This is a genomic window from Pseudarthrobacter sp. KH_020_B (assembly GCF_057840185.1).
In genome coordinates this window covers 3,765,247-3,783,474 of sequence record NZ_CM174506.1, presented here as the reverse complement: position 1 = coordinate 3,783,474, position 18,228 = coordinate 3,765,247, and the positions used below count along the sequence as shown (strand labels likewise).

Genomic DNA, 18,228 nt, shown 5'->3' with positions numbered 1-18,228 from the left:
CCAAGAAACACCAGAACTATGAAAGCTTTGGAGCCACTGCCATGACCAAGATCTACAACGACCCCGCCGAATTCTCCGAGGACCAGTTCACCGGTTTCCTGGACGTCTACGCCGACCGCCTGCGTGGTGTGCCCGGCGGCGCGGTGACACTGCGTTCCGGCGAACCGCAGGTGGCCATTGTCATCGGCGGCGGTTCCGGGCACTACCCGGCCTTCGCCGGTCTGGTAGGCAGCGGCTTCGCCACCGGCGCCGTGGTGGGGAACATCTTCACCTCACCGTCCGCCGCGCAGGTCTACTCGGTGGCCAAGGCCGCCAACCAGGGCCGTGGCGTAATCCTCAGCTTCGGCAACTACGCCGGGGACAACATGAACTTCGGCATTGCCGCCGAGCGTCTCCGCAAGGAAGGCATCGACACCCGCATCGTGGTGGTCACCGATGACATCGCTTCGGCCCCCGAGGAAGAGAAGCGCCGTGGCATCGCCGGCGACTTCTCCGTTTTCAAGGTGATGGGTGCCGCCGCGGCGGCAGGCCTGGACCTCGACGGCGTCGAGCGCGCCGGGCGGGCCGCGAACTCCGCAACCCGGACCATCGGCGTCGCCTTTTCCGGCTGCACCATGCCGGGCGCGGAAAAGCCGCTGTTCGCAGTACCGGAGGGGCACCTGGGCCTCGGCCTGGGCATCCACGGCGAACCGGGCATCCGCGACCAGGCCATGCCGCCGGCCGCGGAACTGGCCGAACTGCTGGTCAGGTCCGTCCTGGCGGCCGCGCCGGCCGGCGCCACCAAGCGCGTGGCACCCATCCTCAACGGCCTGGGCACCACCAAATATGAGGAGCTGTTCCTCCTGTGGGGCACCGTGGCACGGCTCCTGCGCCAAGCCGGACTGGAAGTGGTGGAGGTCGAGGTGGGCGAGCTCGTCACCAGCCTGGACATGGGCGGAGCCTCGCTGACGCTGATGTGGCTGGACGAGGAGCTGGAGACATTCTGGACCGCGGACGCCTACACGCCGGCCTACCGCAAGCAGCGCGCGCCGATTGCTGCGATCGGCGGCTTCGCTCAGGACAGCGGAACCAGCGTCCTCGAGGAACGGGTTATCCCGGAGGCCAGCCCGGCCGCCCGTGTCCTGGCGCGCACCGCCGTCGACGGCTTGGCAACCATGTCCCGGATCCTGCACGCCAACGAGCAGACCCTGGGCGAAATCGACGCCGTTGCCGGCGACGGCGACCACGGCCGGGGTATGGTCAAAGGCATCGATGCCGCCGTGAAGGCGGGGAAAAAAGCGTACGACGACGGCGCGGGCGTCGCGTTCCTGCTGCAGGAAGCGGGCCAGGCCTGGGCGGAATACGCCGGCGGGACCTCCGGCGTCCTGTGGGGTGCCGCCCTGGAAGGCGCCGGAGCGTCGCTTGGCGATAACAGCGCCGCGTACTCCGAGGCGGATTATGTCGCGGCGGCGGAGGCATTCACCGGCGCCATCCTGGACCTGGGCCGGGCAACCATCGGGGACAAGACCCTGGTGGACGCCTTGCTGCCGTTCGTCGCTGAACTCAAGTCCGGCGTCGGACGCGGCCTCGGGTTCCCGGCCTCGTGGCAGGCTGCCGCGGCGGTTGCCGTGCAGAAGGCCGCCGACACCGCTGCCCTGACGCCCAAGCTGGGCCGGGCCCGGCCGCTGGCGGAAAAGTCCGTGGGCACCCCGGACGCCGGGGCAACCTCGATGGGCATGCTCGTCAGCGGACTCGCCGAACTGCCCGCGCCCGCCGGCAACCGACCTTAAACCCCTTGAAAGGAACACCTGACATGAGCGACAAACTGAGGATCGTTGTGGGCTGCGATGACGCCGGATTCGAATACAAGGAAGCCCTCAAGCAGGACCTCGCCGCCAATGGGCTGGTTGCGGACGTGGTGGACGTGGGCGTCGGTACAGACGGCCACACCGCGTACCCGCACATCGCCGTCGAGGCAGCCCGCATGGTGGCCGACGGCCGCGCGGACCGGGCCCTGCTGGTTTGCGGCACCGGTCTGGGCGTGGCTATTTCGGCCAACAAGGTCAAGGGTGTGCGTGCCGTAACGGCCCACGATTCCTTCTCCGTGGAACGTGCTGTCCTGAGCAACAACGCCCAGATTCTCTGCCTGGGCCAGCGCGTCATCGGCCTGGAACTGGCCCGCCGGCTCGCCCGCGAGTGGGTGGAGTACACATTTGACGAAAGCGGCGCCTCGGCTGACAAAGTAGCCGCCATCTGCGGCTACGAGAACTGAGAAGGGACTGAACTTATGACCACGAACACCGCAACACAGGAATTTGCCGGACAGGTGGCCGTCATCACCGGCGCCGCCAGCGGCATCGGACACTCCGTAGCGCACTACTTCGCCGCACGCGGAGCCCGCGTGGTGGGAGTTGACCTCAGCGAGTCCGTGGCGGAAGCCATGGCCGGGCTCCCGGGCGCGGGCCACCACGGCATCGCGAAGGACCTGACCGCGCCGGGCGCCGCCACCCAGGTGATCGACGAAGCCGTATCCGTGGCGGGCACCGTGGACATCCTGGTGAACTCCGCAGGCATCGCGCTGTTGGACAAGGCGCTCACACTCAGCGAGAAAATGTGGGACGCCACCATAAACGTCAACCTGGGCGCCACGTTCAAGATGGCCCAGGCCGCCGGCCGCGTGATGACCGCCAAGGGCTACGGGCGGATCATCAACCTGGCCTCCCAGGCCAGCGTGATCGGCCTCGACTCCCACGTTGCGTACTGCGCCAGCAAGGCCGCCGTGGTGGGCATGAGCAGGGTGCTGTCGATGGAATGGGCGCCGATGGGCGTGACGGTCAACTCGGTATCGCCCACCGTCGTCGAGACCCCGCTGGGCAAGCTCGCCTGGGCGGGCGAGAAGGGGGAGGCCTTGAAGAAGCAGATTCCTGTGGGTCGCTTTGCGCAGCCCGAGGAAGTCGCTTCCCTGATCGCGTACCTCGCCGGCAGCCAGGCCGGGATGATCACCGGAGAGAATATCCTGATCGACGGCGGCTACTCAAGTATCTGAGCGGCCTCCCGGAGGGTGGGCATTGGGAGACGTTGCGCTGCCGTGCAGTGGTTGCAAAACGATCGGTCGGAAACTAATTCTTGTCCGGCCCCGGCTCCCTGGGCGTAAAGAATTTGTGTCTGATGCCCACCCCCTCAGACGGCGCGAACGGACACTTAAGCACCCGTGACTTCAGCACCCTCCTGGTCGAGGAGCGGGATGACCGGGTGGTGGTCCTGCTCAACCGCCCGGAGGTCCGGAACGCCATCGACCAGCAGATGGTGGACGAACTGCACGTGGTCTGCGCGGCCCTGGAGCAGAATCCCAAAGTCCTGATCATCGCCGGGGTCGACGGCGTTTTCGCCTCGGGTGCCGACATCGCTCAGTTGCGCGAGCGGCGCCGGGACGACGCCGTGCAGGGCATCAACTCCACCATATCGAGGAGCGGCTGGCCGAGGACGCGTACCTGGCCTCCAACACGTCGCCCCTGTCCGTCAACGGCCTGGCCTGCGAACTCAAACGCCGGCAGAACTTCCTCGGTGCCCCGCGGCGAGCTGGGCCGAAAGACCGGCAAGGGATTCTTCGACTGGGCTGAGTAGGATTTCCGGGTGACCCTCTTTGAACCCCTCACCCTGACCGGCCTGCACGTGATTCTTGAGCCGCTGAAGCGAGAACACTATGATGGTCTGGTGGCGGCCGCGCAGGATGGCGAGCTGTGGAAGCTCTGGTACACATCCGTGCCCGCGCCGGACGGGATGGCCGCGGAGATCGACCGCAGGCTGGCGATGCAGGAGCAGGGGTCCATGCTGCCGTTCACCACGCGGCTGATCGATCCCGCCACCGGCGACCCGGACCGGATCATTGGGATGACCACGTACTGCAATATCGACGCCGGCACGCCCCGGGTGGAGGTCGGTTACACGTGGAACGCCGCGTCCGTCCACGGCACCGGCACCAACCCCGACTCCAAACTGCTGCTGTTGCGGCACGCGTTCGAAACACTGGGCTGCGTGGCCGTGGAGTTCTGTACGCATTGGCTGAACCACCAGTCGCGGGAAGCGATCGCCCGGCTGGGTGCGAAGCAGGACGGCGTGCTGCGCAGCCACCGCCGGACCAGCGACGGCGTCCTGCGCGACACTGTGGTGTTTTCAATCCTGGAGCACGAGTGGCCCATGGTCCGGAACGGGCTGGAGCACAGGCTCGCCAAGCACCGCTAGCGATGCTTGGCGAGCAGATCGTACGGGGTGGAGCTAAGGCGCCGTCACAACGAAGGCATCCTGGCTGGCCAACGATGCAAAGTATCCGTGTCGATAGCCTTCACCGTTGGGGTGGAAGTTGGCACTATCGAGCGGATTTGCCGGGTTGTAGTTGATCCAGGGATCCGCCGAGCCAATGCCGTGGCCGGTGAAAGCGGGCGCGACGTTGACGTATGTGGACCCGGTCCCTCCTGCCACGCCTGCGATGACCTGATTCAGTACTCCGGCCAAGGGATTTGCCACCCCGGCGAACGGGTGGGCAGGGTCGAACAGCAGGGGGTATCCGGTGAAGACCACCTTGGCAGTAGGCGACTTGGACTTGATGGCCGCCACGATTTCTCCCAGGCCCGTGGCGAGGCTGCCGTCAGTCAGTTTTGCTATCGCGACCCCTTGAGCGGTGGCGCACTCCACCGATTCCGGTGCAGGCACGCAGGCCATCAGGATGGCGATGGACTCAAGATCGTTCCCGCCGGCCGTCACCGTCACAATGTCGGTGTCACCAGTGACCTTCAGGAGCGCAGCATCCCTGACCTGGAAAGTTTTCCAACCCGAACAAGCTGCGTTTGCCGTAAGTTCTACGTTGCGGAGATTGTCAGCTATCACAGGGTATCCCTTACGGCTTTGATCGCAGGTGGGGTCCGTATAAGGGGCCGCGCCTACTCCCGCGGCGTAGGAATCGCCCAGCGCCACATAGTCGGTCTGGGGCGGCGGCGCCGCTTCGGCCGGGATGGCTGTGAAACCCAGTGCCATTGCCATCGTGGCGAGCCCTGCCGCAAAAGCCGAGCGCCGCCGTCGTGCTGCTGAAGTTGCCATCGATTTCCCCTTTTGACTATCAATTGGACATGTGAGACAGGCATGTAACAGCCACCGTACGCCACACACATAAGCCCGTCACGGACCCGGGGTACTCGATTTTCCGCGCGGCTACCTGCCCCACTACCTGCCACGCGCATGCAGGAATTTGTGGTTAGCTGTCCGGGTGGAGACGACAGGCGGGGCTGTGGGCTGGGACGGGGCCGTGAATGCCTGGCATGTTGCCGGCCGCGTTTACCGGATGGGCCGCCGCGAATGGCTCACCGAGGCAGGCTGGCGGCAGGCGTACGACGACGGCGTCCGCACCGTGGTGGATCTGCGTAACTCCCGTGAAGCGCAGCGCCGGGACACCGACCCCGCCGTGGCCGAATCGGCCTGGTCCGGCGTCAGGATCATCTCGGCGCCCACTGAGGACCCCGATGATCCCCGGCTCACCACTGTCTGCGGTCCGTACCTCAACGATCCTGCCCACTATTTGCACAACGTCCGGCTCTATCCGAAGAAGTTCGTGGCGGTGTTCCGCGCCGTTGCCGCGGCCGAAGCTGGCGCCGTCGTCGTTCACTGCGCGGCGGGCCGGGACCGGAGCGGGATGGTGGCGGCCATGCTGCAGGACCTGGCCGGCGACTCCGACGAGCTCATCGCCGACGGCTACGCCCAAGCCGCCCGCGGCATCAACGAACGCTTCCGGACGCACGGCCCGCCGCACGCGGGCGAACGCTACCTCGACGACGCCGAACTGGCACCCCTGCTGGAGCATCGCGGCCGGACAGTGGTGGAGTTTGTCCGGGAGCTGGACACGCGTGCCTTCCTGCTGCGCAACGGCCTGTCCGGGGTTGAACTCGGCGCGGTCCTGAACCTGCTCGGCAGCCGGGTAGCGCCATGAATCCGATGACGTATGTGGCCGCGTATCTGGCACGGCGGGGCGATACCGATGAATAGAACGAAAGCGACGGCAAACAGTTTGAGACGGGTATTGGCAGCAGCAGCGGCTGCCGGAGTGGCACTATCCGTGGGGCTCGGGGCCGTGCCGGCTTGGGCGGCTGAACAGCCGGTCGTCGCGTCGCCGGACACTGTGGAAAGCCCGACGGCGGGAGGTTCCGGAGCCAGCGACGTGCAGCCGGGCGGCGCGCAGCCCAGCGACGCCGGCCTTCACGACGCTGCCGTGCGCGATCTTGGCCTCACCCCCGACGAGTTCGCCGCCGCGGGCCAGCTGGGCAGGCAGGCCGCGGACGTTGTGGCCGCTCTGCAGGACATCCCCGGCTACCTCGGAACGCGGCTCCACCCCGGCAGGATTCTGGTTGCCGGCACCGGGGCCGAGTTGGAGGCGGAGGTGGCCCGGCTCAGCGCGGTTCTCCCGGCTGTGGCCCTTGACCCCGCACCCGCCGCGCCGCCGTCGGACGCTCCTACAGACGGAACCGACAAGCCGGCCGCAAGCGGCACCCAGACGGCAACCAGCACTCAGGCGACCGGGACCGAGCTGGCCCGGAGCACGCAGGAGTTGTACCAGGCGTACCTCCGCGACGTGGGCGCGGAGGGGTTGCAGGCCGTGGCGCACAGGGGCAGCAGGTTCGTTGTCCGCATGGGCGGAACCAACGGGACCGAGGCGACGGTGCCGGATCCGGCCGACAGCGCCGGCCCGAACTCCGCCGGCCCGAACTCCGCCGCTCCGAGCCACACCAGCCCAAGCTCGGACGGCAAGATCTCGCCCGCCGAGTTTGTGGCCCGCTACGCCAACGTGGAGCTCGACGCCGGAGCGCCGCTGGCGCCCGAGGCGGACGTCCCTGGAGGTTTGGGCTACGCCGCTGACAACGGCATTATCTGTTCCACAGGTTTCTCGGCCTTTGACCCCGCCGGGCTGTCCGCAGTCCTCACCGCCGGCCACTGCAGCACTGACGGCGCCGCGGAGTCGGCCACGCTTCAATTCCAGGGAGTGCCTGCCGGGCTGCTCGGAAAGTTCGGTTTCAGCCAGTTCGGGGGACCCGGGAACACCACAGTCCTGCGCCCTGGCAACGATAATGACCCCGGCAACGTCGGCACGGACATCGCTGTTATTGATCAACTTCGCGCAGACGTTGACCCACTGCCCGCCGCCAGTACGTGGGGGCATCCGTCCGAGCCGGGTCCGGACGTCAAGATCATCGGAACGGCCGCCCCGGTTGTGGGCATGCCGGTCTGCCGCTCCGGCCGCACATCAGCATGGTCCTGCGGAACCATCGACGAGGTGGGGATCTACGTGGTCCAGGGCATCACCGCGGCGCCCGCGGACCTGCGGGCCTTCAACGGATTCCTGTCCTTCGACGTCCAGTCCAGCGGCGGAGATTCCGGCGGGCCCTGGGTCAGCGGGAACTACGCGGTGGGCACACACTCGGCCGGGGACACTCCCGATGAGAATGGCAACTTCGTCAAGAACTTCGCCATCGCGGCCACGCTGCAGGACGCGATGGCCGTTCTCCCCGGCTACCAGCTGGAACTCTTCCTCAACAGGCCGACGGTGACGTCGCCCGCTCCGGGTGCAACGTTCGACGCCGGCCAGATCGTCACCGGGACGGTTGCCGCTGCTCCGGCGTCGGCCGTCGCGGCTGGTTCGAAGGTCAGGATCACGGTGAGCGGACAGGCGCCTCTTGAAGTCCCCGTGGACGCCGGCGGCGCGTGGTCCTTTACTGCCCCGCCTGTGGCCGGTCCGCTGCGTTTCACGGCCGAAACGGTCAATGGCTTCAGCACATCCGGTGCCGCGGCCTTCGACTTCGCCCCAGCCAGCCGGCCCTCCGAGCAGGCCCCGCAATCCCCGCCCCCGGCTGAGGTACCGGCCGCGACCGGTGCGGTGCCCCCGGCAGATGAGAGCGCCGCCGTCGTACGTCCGCTGGGCGACCCCCGGCCGGCGAGCCTGGCCAACACCGGCGTGTCCGGACTCATCCTGGCCGCGGGAATAGCGGCTGGTGCGCTCGCCGTCGGCGGTGTGTTGCTGGCGTTGTCCCGGCGGCGGAAGCGGCAGCGCCAAGAAGATCACCCCGGACCCTCTCTCACTTAATGTACGTTTTCCGGCAACGCTCTCTCACTGGTGAGAGAGCGTCGGGGTTTTTCCCGCAATATATGAGAGAGGGTTTGGGGGTCTTTCCGGGCCGCCGCGGCGTAAAATTTCCACCGTAGGAGGTGGCCAAATGAACCTAGCCATGAACACAGCCACAACCATCCTGCCCGTCGATGACGCGGCGCGCGCCCGCAGTTTCTATACCGAAAAACTGGGCCTCCCGCACCATGGAATGACAGACGATGGAAGCGAATTACTCGGTAGCGACGGCGGCCCGATGCTGCAGTTGATGCCGGTCTCGGACGGGAAGCACTCCGAGCATACCGCCCTCAGTTTCGAGGTGCGTGACATTGAGCGGACCGTGCAGGACATGGAGGCCAAGGGCGTCCGGTTCCAGGATTACGACCTGCCCAACCTGAAGACCGAGAACCACATCTGCACCACGGACTCGGAGAAGTGCGCCTGGTTCATGGACACGGAGCACAACATCCTCTGCGTTCACGAGACGTTGGGCACGCAGGTCGAATATCAGCTCTGACGCATCGGCAGGCCGCGCATTCCCCTAGTGCTGCGCGTGTACCATTCCACGATTGAATTGATGGTGCCGAACAGCAAGCGTGTGACGGTGTGCGGATCGATGTCCCGGCCCAGCGAGCCTTCGTCGCGGGCCGCGGAAATCAGGGCGGCCACCTCGTGATCAAACGCGCGACGGCGTTCCAGGGCGTCGCGCTCCTGTAGCGCCGGCGGCCCAGCACCTTGGCGCGAACGGACACTTGAGGCCATTGAGTCGCCCGCGCCGCGCCCCACATACGCAGCGCGAACCGGCAGCTGATGACGTCAAATCGCGGATTTGAGGTCATCAGCTGCCGGTTCGCGCTTCAAGGGGGCGGGCCGCAAGTGTCCGTTCGCGCTTAGCTGGCGTTTTCTTCGAGAGTGAGGTCGCGGTCCTTGGTCTCCGGGGTCTTGATGGCCTGGAAGAGCGAGATGCCCACGATGATCATCATGTAGACCGCGATGGGCCAGTACGAGTTGGTGGCCCACGCCAGCAGGGCCGAGCAGATGATCGGGGCAATGCCGCCGCCGAAGATCGCCGAGAACTCACGGGCAATGGCCACGCCGGCGTAGCGGTACTTGGAACCGAACAGTTCGGCGTACATGGCGGATTGCGCCGCGATACCGCCCTCTACGGCGAAGGTGAAGCCCACGGCGTACACCAGGGCGATCAGCCAGACGTTGCCGGTGCTGCTGAGCCAGAACGCCGGGAAGGAGAACAGGAACAGGAAGCCCAGGATGAAGACGTTGACGGGCTTGCGGCCCCAGCGGTCGGTGGCGCGTCCTGCGATCAGCGCGGCGGGGATGGCGAAGAGCCCGCCCATGGCCAGCATCTGGGGGATGAGGGCCTTGTCGATGTTGACCACGGAGATCAGGAATGTGCCCAGGAACGCCTGGTAGATGTAGGAGTGTGCGTGTGTGCCCATGTTGATGAGGAACACTTGGCGCAGCGGGCGGCGGCCCTTTTTGAGCACTTCCGAGACCGGGGAAGCGGCTTCGACGTGTTCCTTCTTGAGTTCGGCGAAGACCGGGGATTCCTTCATGTTCCGGCGGATCAGGTACGCGGCGACTGTGACCAGTGCGCTGGACAGGAACACAAGGCGCCAGCCCCAGGACTCGAGGTCTTCGCGCGGCATCATCTGGACCAGGATCCAGGCGCCGGAGCCGAACACGGAGCCCACGGCAGCACCGGCCCAGACCAGCGAGGTCATGGCTCCGCGTTTGCCTTTCGGTGCATATTCAGCCAGCAGCACCACGGCGCTGGCCATTTCCGCGCCTGCGCCGAAGCCCTGGATGAACCGCAGCACGGTCAGCAGGATCGGGGCCAGGATGCCCACGGATTCGTAGGTGGGAAGCAGGCCCATGGCGAAGGTGGCGGTGCCCATCAGGGCCAGAGTGGCCACGAGGACGAACTTGCGGCCGATCTTGTCACCGTAGCGGGAGAAGAACAGGCCACCCAGTGGCCGGGCAACGAAGCCGACGGCGTACGCACCGAAGCTGGCGATGAAACCCACCGCGGGGGAGACGTTGGGGAAGAACAGGGTGTTGAAGATGATGGCAGTGCCAACACCGTAAACAACCATGTCGTAGTTTTCCAGGACTGTGCCGATGAACCCGGCCCAGCCGGCGCGCCGCAGTTCGGTCTTGGAGACGGCGGGCGGGTGGAGCGCGCCATGTGTCTGAGTACCCGTAGGCAAGGGGCTATGCGTCATTGCTTTTCCTGTTCTGAGACAGCGCCCACGGCTTCGTTGGCGCGCACACAACCTTAGCTGGAAAAGCAACCAGATGACAATCGGTTGCCAAGATTGGCAACAAATTGCCACTTGTGTGCCGCCGGGCGGCGCGAACGGACACTTGAGGCCCTTGGGTCGCCCGCTCCCGCGCTGGGGTGAGGGGCTTAAGTGTCCTCTCGCGCAGGAGGGAAGTGCAAGGATGGTTGGTACCGGCACCAGCACAGCAAAGGGCGGACCATGGCCAAAGGCATCTACGTCAGCGCGACCACTCCCGGCTCGGGCAAATCGCTCGTGGCCCTGGGCCTCGCGGACACGCTCCACCGACATGCGGACCGGATCGGGTTCTTCAAGCCGGTGGTCCACGGCCCGGACGCCGCCAACGACCCCATGGTGGCGCTGATGAAATCACGCTTCGCGCTCGACGGCGACCGTTGCCGTGGCGGTCTGACGTCCGCCGAAGTGCGTGCTCTCCTGGCAGACGGAAAACGCGCCGACATCGATGCCCGCTGCGTGGAGATCTTCGCCGAGATCGCCAAGCACTGCGACGTGGTGATCGTGGAGGGGACGGACCTCACCGGCCAGGACGCCGCCGTCGAGTTTGACCTCAACGCCCGGCTGGCCAACAACCTGGCCGCGCCGGTGGTTGCTGTGGTGGGCGCCAAGGGCCTCAGCGTGGCCGAGGCTGCGGCCGCCGTCGAGGTTGCCCGCAAGGAACTGGCGGCGGAGAAGTGCACGCTACTGGCCATCATGGTGAACCGCGCGGACCCGGAGCTGGTGGAGGACATTGCTGCCGAGATCAAGCCCGGCGCCTCCAATCGGCCCGTGTACGTCCTGCCGGAACTGGAGGAGATCGCCCGGCCCACCACGGGCGAGGTTGCCGCGGCGCTGGGCGTGCGCCAGATCGCGGGTCTCGCGGACATGGAACGCGACGTCCGGGACATCAAGGTGGCGGCCATGAACGTGGGCAACTTCCTGAACGTGCTCGACGAGGGCGCCCTGGTGATCGTTCCCGGCGACCGCGCGGATGTGATGGTGGCCTGCCTGGCGTCGTCGTTCTCGCCGGAATTCCCCGTTCCGTCCGCGCTGATCCTGACCGGTGGCCTGGCCCCGGACGCCAACATCTACCCGCTCCTGGCGCAGGCGCCGTTCCCGGTGTTTGCCGCCAGCCAGGACACATACACCACGGCCAAGAGGGTCGCCGAGGTCCGCAGCGAAATCTGGTCCGGGCACCGCCGCAAGGTGGCTTCCGCGCTGGGCCTGTGGTCCAAACGGGTGGACGAGGCCGAACTTGTGGAGCGCCTCCACCTGCCGCGGCTGGAACGGATGACCCCGCTCCGGTTCCTGCACGACCTCATCGAACGGGCACGGGGGCAGCGCCGCCACGTGGTGCTGCCGGAAGGAACGGACGTCCGGATCCTGCAGGCCGCCGAAATCCTGCACCGCCGCGACGTCTGCGATCTCACCCTGCTGGGGCCGGATTCGCAGGTCCGCGAGCTCGCAGCGGCCAACGGCATCGACCTCGCCGGTATCAATATCGTGGACCCGGCCACCTCGGACCTGCGGCCGGGGTTCGCGGAGAAGTACGCCGAACTTCGCGCCCACAAGGGCGTGGACCTGCCCAAGGCGCTGGAAATCATGCAGGATGGCAGCTACTTCGGCACCATGATGGTCCAGCTGGGGGTAGTGGACGGCATGGTGTCCGGCGCGGCGCACACCACGGCGCACACCATCCGGCCGGCGCTGGAGTTCGTCAAAACGCGCGACGGCGTGAAGATCGTGTCCTCCGTGTTCCTCATGCTGATGCCGGACCGCGTGCTGGTCTATGGCGACTGCGCCGTGAACCCGGACCCAAACGTGGAGCAGCTCGCGGACATCGCCCTCGCCTCGGCCGAAACCGCTGTGCAGTTTGGGGTGGAGCCGCGCGTGGCCATGCTGTCCTACTCCACCGGCGGCTCGGGCTCCGGCGAGGCCGTGGACGAAGTCCGGCAGGCCACCGAACTGGTGCGTGAACGCCGCCCGGATCTCGCCGTCGAGGGCCCCATCCAGTACGACGCCGCCGTGGACGCCTCCATCGCGGAGTCCAAAATGCCCGGCTCGTCGGTGGCAGGCCAGGCGACCGTGTTCATCTTCCCCGACCTGAACACAGGCAACAACACGTACAAGGCGGTGCAGCAGAGCTCCGGCGCGGTCGCCGTCGGGCCCGTCCTGCAGGGCCTGCGCAAGCCGGTCAACGACCTCTCGCGCGGCTGCACCGTGGAGGACATCGTGAACACGGTGGCCATCACAGCCATCCAGGCGCAGGTTCCGGTTTCCCAGCGTTAACGTCCGACGGCGGCACCCGGGTTGGGTGCCGCCGTCGCCGATCCCAGCTCGCTGGCTTAGCTGTTCTCCGGCTTGGCCACGCTGTCCGGGTCCTCTTCCTTGGCCGGCTCATCGGAGAGTCCTTCGGGCGTGAGGTCCAGGTTTTGCGGATCCTGGGGCTGCTCAGGGGCCTCGCCCACCTCTTCGGCTTTGGGGTTTCCGGTGTCGTCCAGGGCCGGGTTGGAACCCTCGACGCCGGTGGGGTCCTTCGTTCCGGAGGCGGTTTGGGCCGTCTCGGGTTCGGTGTTGTCGGGCTGAGTGGTGTCGTTCGGCATGGAAGTCCCTCTCTGCGTAGTGCAACGTGTCCGCCGACTCTAAGCGCCTGCCGTGGCTGACGCAACGGTCGGCGCAACGGTAGGCGCGACGTGCGCCGGTCCGCAGCCTCAGCCCTGGCGGGCCTTCATCCGCGGATTCCTTTTGTTGATCACAAAGGTGCAGCCCCGCCGTCGGACGATCTGGGCGCCAGGAACCTTCTTCAGGGCGCGGAGGGAATTTCTGAGATGCATGATAAAGCATCCGCGGGGCAACTTATAGAGTGGTTCCCAGGGAGCGCTGCGCCAGGCTCCACCACCACACCTCGTCAGCTGTGCCCGCGGCACCAAGGCTTCAGGAGGCCCCCATGCTTGTGCTCGTCATTAATTCCGGTTCGTCCTCGCTCAAGTACCAGGTCCGTGACGTCGCGGCCGGCAGTGTGCTGACCGAAGGGCTGATCGAGAAGATCGGCATGGGCAACGGCGGTGATGGCGACGGCGAAATCGAGGGCCCCCGGGACCATGCGGAGGCGCTGGAACAGGTGGATGCCGCCATCCATGCCGAGCTCGGGGACCTCAAGCTGGCGGCAGTGGGCCACCGCGTGGTGCACGGCGGCGAGCGGTTCGCCGAGCCGGTGCTGATCGACAACGAGATCACCCGCGCCATCGAACGCCTCAACCCGCTGGCGCCGCTGCACAACCCCGCCAACGTCCTGGGCATCCGCGCCATCAGCAGGAAGTGGCCGGACCTGCCGCAGGTGGCCGTGTTCGACACCGCTTTCCACCGCACCCTGCCCGAACACGCCTGGCGCTACGCCGTCCCGGACGAGCTCTACACGAACCACGGCATCCGCCGCTATGGCTTCCACGGCACCTCGCACGAGTACGTCACGCACCGCGCCGCCGCGCTGCTGGATCTGCCCGTGGACGAGTTCGACGGCGTGATCGCCCACCTGGGGAACGGCGCCTCCGTCACGGCCATCCGCCGCGGTCATTCGGTGGACACGTCCATGGGCTTCACCCCGCTGGAGGGGCTGGTGATGGGCACCCGCTCAGGCGACCTCGATCCCTCCATCCTGGTATTCCTCGGCCGGATCGGGTGGACGCCGGAGGACATCGACACCATGCTCAACCGCGAATCGGGGCTGAAGGGGCTCGCCGGGAACAACGACATGCGCTCGGTGGTGGAGGCATCAGAGGCTGGCGACGCCAAGGCTTCGATGGCGCTCGAGGTCACGTCCTACCGGCTGGCCAAGTACATCGGCGGCTACCACGTGGCCGTCGGGGGCGCCAAGGCACTCGTGTTCACGGCAGGGATCGGCGAAAACTCCCACCAGTTCCGCATGCTCGTGACTGACAGGCTGCACGCATTGGGTATAGAGCTCGACGCCGGCCTGAACGGTCAGCGGTCCAAGGAACCGCGGGTGATTTCCACGGCTGCGTCCGTCATCCCCGTTTTGGTGGTGCCCACCGACGAGGAGCGCGCCATCGCGGAGGCAACTGCCGCCGTCGTCCACTCATCGATTGATCCCCACCGGCACCCTCACCTCGCAAGCTCGGCCAGGGAACCCGGCCGGCGTGGGCCCTAGGCCCTTTTGGGCGCCCAAAACGGCGCCTACGGAGCAATGGACGGGCTGCCGGGTAGCCTCAGTCCATGCCTGAGATCACTTTGCCCATCCGCACCGAGCGATTGATCCTGCGCCGGTTCGAAGCCGCGGACCTCGACGCCTTCCATGCCTACCATTCGCTGCCCGAAACGGCCCGCTTCCTGCCGGGGGAGGCCAAGAGCTACACCAAGTGCATGGAGTCCGTGGGCAAGTACGCCAACTTCGTCTTCGAGAAGGAAGGCGACTGGGTCTGCCTGGCCATCGAGGCCGCGGACACTCCGGGGCTGCTGGGCGAAGTGGTGCTCAAATGGCTGCCGGGGCGCGGGCAGGGCGAGATCGGGTGGACGCTGGCTCCGGCCTCGCGCGGCAAGGGCTACGGGGCCGAGGCCGCGGATGCGGTGCTGAAGCTGGGGTTCGAGGAACTGGGGATGCACCGGATCGAGGCAACGCTCGACGCCCTGAACGCCGCCTCCGCCGCTCTCTGCGAACGGCTGGGCATGCGGTTGGAGGCCCGGCTGGTGGACAAGTGGCATTACAAAGGCCAGTGGGCCACCGAGCTGGTCTACGCGATCCTGGCGGACGAATGGTGCGCCCGGGTTTCGAAAAGCTCAACCACCGGATTGCCACGGTGATCAGGTCGGTCTAAATTCGATCGATTGCTCCGTAACGGCCCTTTTGAACGCTGAAAAGGGCCGTTACGGAGCAATCGATGGGTTATCTCAGGCCATTGACTGCCTGCTGGGCCAAGGCCAAACTGGCGTTGTGCCTAGCTGCCGGCCATGCCGCGCTGGCAACAGGCGTGTCCAAGGAGAATCCGATGCCCACCGTGGAAGAAAACGTCTACATTGCCCGCCCGCCACAGGAAGTCTTCAATTTCCTGTCAAAGGGCGAAAACATTCCAGTCTGGGACTCCTCGGCGGTCCATGCCGAAACGGTCGGGACCGAGCCTGTTGCAGTCGGCACCCGGGTCAAGGGCGCCAGCAAGGTGGTGGGCAGGAAATTCGACTGGACAACGGAGGTCATCGAATTCCAGCCTCCAACCCGCTTTGTATCCCGCTCGGTGGAAGGAAAGCTGGAATTCACTGTCACCAATGTCCTGGAACCTGAAGGTGACGGGACCCGCCTGAACTTCCGGATCGATGCGGCATCTGGCCTGGGCGGGGTGTTCGGCAAACTGGCCGACCGGTTCGTGGAACAAGCCCAGGGCCGGACCGTCCGTGCCAACCTCGAGACACTGGCCGAACTGCTGGCCGAGCACCCCGAATACGGCAGGGATGACGGCTGAGCCGCGAGATCCGATCGATTGCTCCGTAACGGCCCTTTTGAGCCTTGAAAACGGCGGTTACGGAGCAATCGATGGGGTTATTTGAGGCCGGCCCCTGGCAGCAGCTCAACCGCGCCGAGGGAGTCGGCGATGAACGCGTAGTCCCACGCCCGCTCGCGCCACTGGACATAACGCCCGGACGCGCCGCCGTGGCCGCCGTCCATCTCGATCTTCATCACCACAGGATCCGTGCCGGTGGTCTTGTTCCGCAGTTCCTGGACCCACTTGGCCGGCTCCACGTAGAGCACGCGCGTGTCGTTGAAGGACGTCACCGCCGCCACCTTGGGGTACGCAGCTGAATGCACGTTCTCGTACGGCGAATAGGACTTCATGTAGGCGTACACCTCGGGGTCCGTGATGGGGTTGCCCCATTCCTCCCATTCCAGCGCGGACAGCGGAAGCTCCGGGTCCAGGATGGTGGTGAGGGCATCCACGAACGGCACCTGCGCCACCACCGCGGCAAACTTCTCGGGTGCCAGGTTGGCCACGGCACCCATCAGCAGTCCGCCCGCCGAGCCGCCCAGCGCCGCAATCCGGGACGGATCCACCCAGCCGGAGTTGCCCAGCCAGTCGGTGGCGTCCACAAAGTCCGTGAAGGTGTTCTTCTTGGTGAGCTTCTTGCCGTCCTCGTACCAATGCCGGCCCAGCTCGCCGCCGCCGCGGATGTGCGCGATCACAAACACCACGCCGCGGTCCAGCAGCGACAGCCGTGCGATCCCGAAGCCCGGATCCATGCTCAACTCATAGGAGCCGTACCCGTAGACCAGGCCCGCCGCCGTCGAGTCCTGTTTGACGTCCTTATGCCGCAGCACAGACAGGGGGATCCGCGTGCCATCCGCGGCGTTGGCCCATTCGCGGGTGGCTGCATAATCGGCCGCGGAATAGCCGCCCAGCACCGGGCTTTCCTTGCGCAGCAGCAGCTCACCAACCGGCAAAGCGGCGGTGGGCAGCACAAAGTCGTACACGCGCGACGGCGTGAAGTAGGACGTGTAGCCAAGCCGGATGACCGGTGCCTCGTAGTCCGAACCGCCGACGCCGGCCGTGTACAGCTCCTCGTCGAACGCGGGCTCCACCGGAGCTTCCTGCGTAGGCGTACCAAGGCCGGCCAGCCCCATCACCTGGACGCGTTCGATGGTGTCCTTGCGGACGGACACAATCAGGTGCGTGGAAGTGACGCCGGCACCGTTGACACGGACGTCGTCGGAATGCTCGACGACGGTGCTCCAGTTCTGCTCGGCCAGCGGCTTGGTGAGCTCGGCGGGGTCCGCCAGGGAGACCATGGAGTTGATGGCACCGCGGTTGTGGGTGAGTAGAATGCGTTCTGATTTTCCGCCGCCAGGACCGGTGAACAGGAACGGCTCGGCCTCGTAGAGGACGCGCTCGTCCCGCGAAATCACGGTGGTGAGGGCCGCCGTCGGGTCATCGAAACGCAGCAGGCGCGTCTCGCTGTACTCGGAGCAGCCGATGCCCAGCACGAGGTGGCGCCTGTCAGAGGAGAGCTCAAAGCCCAGCCACATGGCGACGTCGTCCTCCTGGTAAATCACCTCATCGTCGGAGACCGGCGTGCCTAGTACGTGGGACTTGACCTGGTACGGGCGCCACGAATCGTCCACCACGGTGTAGAAAATGTGGGTGCCGTCGGGGGAGAAGCTGACGCCGTAGAAGATGTTCTCGATGACGTCGGGCAGGAGTTCACCCGTGCGGAGGTCCTTGATGCGGAGGGTGAAACGTTCGTCGCCGGCGTTGTCCACGGCGTAGGCGTAAAGGTTTCCGTCCACCGTGACGGCCGAGCCGCCCACCGAGAAGAACGGCTTGCCTTCGGCTTCAATGTTGCCGTCCAGCAGAATTTCCTCGCCGGGAATCTCGACGCCGGCCTCCACTGCGGGGGGAGTCCAGTCGGCCACGGGGTTGCCGGAGTCCTGGGCACGGACGCGGCACTGGATGCCGTACTCCTTGCCCTCAACCGAGCGGCTGAAGTACCACCAGCCGTCCTTGCGGTTCGGGACAGACAAGTCTGTCTCCTGGGTGCGGCCCTTGATTTCCTGGAAGATGGCCTCGCGCAGCGGCTCCTGGTGGGCGGTGACCGCCTCCTGGTAGGCGTTCTCGGCCTTCAGGTGCTCCACCACCTCGGCGGATTCCTTCTCGCGCAGCCACTCGTAGTTGTCCACGAAAGTGTCGCCATGGTGCGTCCGCTCGTGCGGTACCTTCTTCGCCACGGGGGGAGCAGGTGGCGCGGGGAGGGGGGCGGCGGAAGAGCTGGCGGAATCCTGCAGCGGAGTCTGGGTCATGCCTTCAATAT

16 protein-coding genes and 2 pseudogenes are annotated in these 18,228 nt (G+C 66.3%); 12 read left to right on the top strand and 6 right to left on the bottom strand.

All coding sequences use genetic code 11. The features are described 5' to 3' along the window. The first annotated feature begins 41 nt into the window (after positions 1-41). The 5 genes and pseudogenes from AC3IT0_RS17615 to AC3IT0_RS17595 all read left to right on the top strand — a co-directional run bounded on the left by AC3IT0_RS17615 (position 42) and on the right by AC3IT0_RS17595 (position 4,221). Positions 42-1,769 carry a dihydroxyacetone kinase family protein gene (locus AC3IT0_RS17615; protein ID WP_489320963.1) on the top strand — a complete coding sequence of 576 codons (1,728 nt, stop codon included), beginning with the start codon at positions 42-44 and terminating at the stop codon, positions 1,767-1,769. Between the two features lie 23 nt (positions 1,770-1,792). Continuing rightward, positions 1,793-2,251 (top strand): ribose-5-phosphate isomerase, encoded by a 459-nt coding sequence (locus tag AC3IT0_RS17610; protein WP_489320962.1) that lies wholly within the window; start codon positions 1,793-1,795, stop codon positions 2,249-2,251. Positions 2,252-2,266: 15 nt separating this feature from the next. Continuing rightward, positions 2,267-3,025, top strand: coding sequence for a GolD/DthD family dehydrogenase (locus tag AC3IT0_RS17605; RefSeq protein ID WP_489320961.1), 759 nt, complete (start codon positions 2,267-2,269; stop codon positions 3,023-3,025). Positions 3,026-3,147: 122 nt separating this feature from the next. Beyond that, positions 3,148-3,441: pseudogene (locus AC3IT0_RS17600) on the top strand (enoyl-CoA hydratase/isomerase family protein); the annotation flags it as partial. 171 nt (positions 3,442-3,612) lie between these two features. Next, complete coding sequence (locus tag AC3IT0_RS17595; protein ID WP_489320960.1) at positions 3,613-4,221, top strand: GNAT family N-acetyltransferase; 609 nt, start codon at positions 3,613-3,615, stop codon at positions 4,219-4,221. Between the two features lie 33 nt (positions 4,222-4,254). Here the strand turns inward: AC3IT0_RS17595 and AC3IT0_RS17590 are convergent, their stop codons facing one another. Further along, positions 4,255-5,073: an SGNH/GDSL hydrolase family protein gene (locus AC3IT0_RS17590; RefSeq protein WP_489320959.1), complete on the bottom strand. Its 819-nt coding sequence runs from the start codon at positions 5,071-5,073 to the stop codon at positions 4,255-4,257. A 187-nt stretch (positions 5,074-5,260) separates the two neighbouring features. Here AC3IT0_RS17590 and AC3IT0_RS17585 point away from each other — a divergent pair, with 187 nt between their 5' ends. The 3 genes from AC3IT0_RS17585 to AC3IT0_RS17575 all read left to right on the top strand — a co-directional run bounded on the left by AC3IT0_RS17585 (position 5,261) and on the right by AC3IT0_RS17575 (position 8,639). After that, positions 5,261-5,956: a tyrosine-protein phosphatase gene (locus tag AC3IT0_RS17585; protein ID WP_489323835.1), complete on the top strand. Its 696-nt coding sequence runs from the start codon at positions 5,261-5,263 to the stop codon at positions 5,954-5,956. A 90-nt stretch (positions 5,957-6,046) separates the two neighbouring features. Next, positions 6,047-8,101, top strand: a complete 2,055-nt coding sequence (locus AC3IT0_RS17580) for a S1 family peptidase (RefSeq protein WP_489320958.1) — start codon at positions 6,047-6,049, stop codon at positions 8,099-8,101. Positions 8,102-8,243: 142 nt separating this feature from the next. Beyond that, entirely contained in the window at positions 8,244-8,639 is a 396-nt protein-coding gene (locus AC3IT0_RS17575; RefSeq protein ID WP_489320957.1) for a VOC family protein, read from the top strand. A gap of 38 nt (positions 8,640-8,677) precedes the next feature. On the opposite strand, the pseudogene AC3IT0_RS17570 reads toward AC3IT0_RS17575, so the two are convergent. Both AC3IT0_RS17570 and AC3IT0_RS17565 read right to left on the bottom strand, forming a co-directional pair. Beyond that, positions 8,678-8,833, bottom strand: a pseudogene (locus tag AC3IT0_RS17570) (TetR-type transcription factor C-terminal domain-containing protein); the annotation flags it as partial. Between the two features lie 179 nt (positions 8,834-9,012). Beyond that, on the bottom strand, positions 9,013-10,350 hold the full coding sequence (locus AC3IT0_RS17565) for an MFS transporter (protein ID WP_489320956.1): 1,338 nt from the start codon (positions 10,348-10,350) through the stop codon (positions 9,013-9,015). Positions 10,351-10,623: 273 nt separating this feature from the next. On the opposite strand from AC3IT0_RS17565, the gene pta reads away from it, so the two are divergent. Further along, positions 10,624-12,708, top strand: coding sequence for a phosphate acetyltransferase (gene pta / locus AC3IT0_RS17560; protein ID WP_489320955.1), 2,085 nt, complete (start codon positions 10,624-10,626; stop codon positions 12,706-12,708). Positions 12,709-12,764: 56 nt separating this feature from the next. Here pta and AC3IT0_RS17555 read toward each other — a convergent pair whose 3' ends face one another. Further along, the gene (locus AC3IT0_RS17555) at positions 12,765-13,022 is read right to left on the bottom strand and encodes a hypothetical protein (RefSeq protein ID WP_489320954.1); all 258 of its coding nucleotides are present in this window, start codon (positions 13,020-13,022) and stop codon (positions 12,765-12,767) included. Positions 13,023-13,130: 108 nt separating this feature from the next. After that, complete coding sequence (locus AC3IT0_RS17550) at positions 13,131-13,253, bottom strand: ribosomal protein bL36 (protein ID WP_489320953.1); 123 nt, start codon at positions 13,251-13,253, stop codon at positions 13,131-13,133. A 113-nt stretch (positions 13,254-13,366) separates the two neighbouring features. Between AC3IT0_RS17550 and AC3IT0_RS17545 the strand changes: the two genes are divergently transcribed. The 3 genes from AC3IT0_RS17545 (at position 13,367) to AC3IT0_RS17535 (ending at position 15,890) form a co-directional block, all read left to right on the top strand. Continuing rightward, positions 13,367-14,587, top strand: a complete 1,221-nt coding sequence (locus AC3IT0_RS17545; protein ID WP_489320952.1) for an acetate kinase — start codon at positions 13,367-13,369, stop codon at positions 14,585-14,587. A gap of 65 nt (positions 14,588-14,652) precedes the next feature. Further along, a complete protein-coding gene (locus AC3IT0_RS17540) occupies positions 14,653-15,237 on the top strand; it encodes a GNAT family N-acetyltransferase (RefSeq protein WP_489320951.1) in 585 nt (194 codons plus the stop codon). A 185-nt stretch (positions 15,238-15,422) separates the two neighbouring features. Continuing rightward, positions 15,423-15,890 carry an SRPBCC family protein gene (locus AC3IT0_RS17535; RefSeq protein WP_489320950.1) on the top strand — a complete coding sequence of 156 codons (468 nt, stop codon included), beginning with the start codon at positions 15,423-15,425 and terminating at the stop codon, positions 15,888-15,890. Between the two features lie 77 nt (positions 15,891-15,967). On the opposite strand, the gene AC3IT0_RS17530 is transcribed toward AC3IT0_RS17535, so the two are convergent. After that, the gene (locus tag AC3IT0_RS17530) at positions 15,968-18,217 is read right to left on the bottom strand and encodes a S9 family peptidase (RefSeq protein WP_489320949.1); all 2,250 of its coding nucleotides are present in this window, start codon (positions 18,215-18,217) and stop codon (positions 15,968-15,970) included. Positions 18,218-18,228 lie beyond the last annotated feature (11 nt).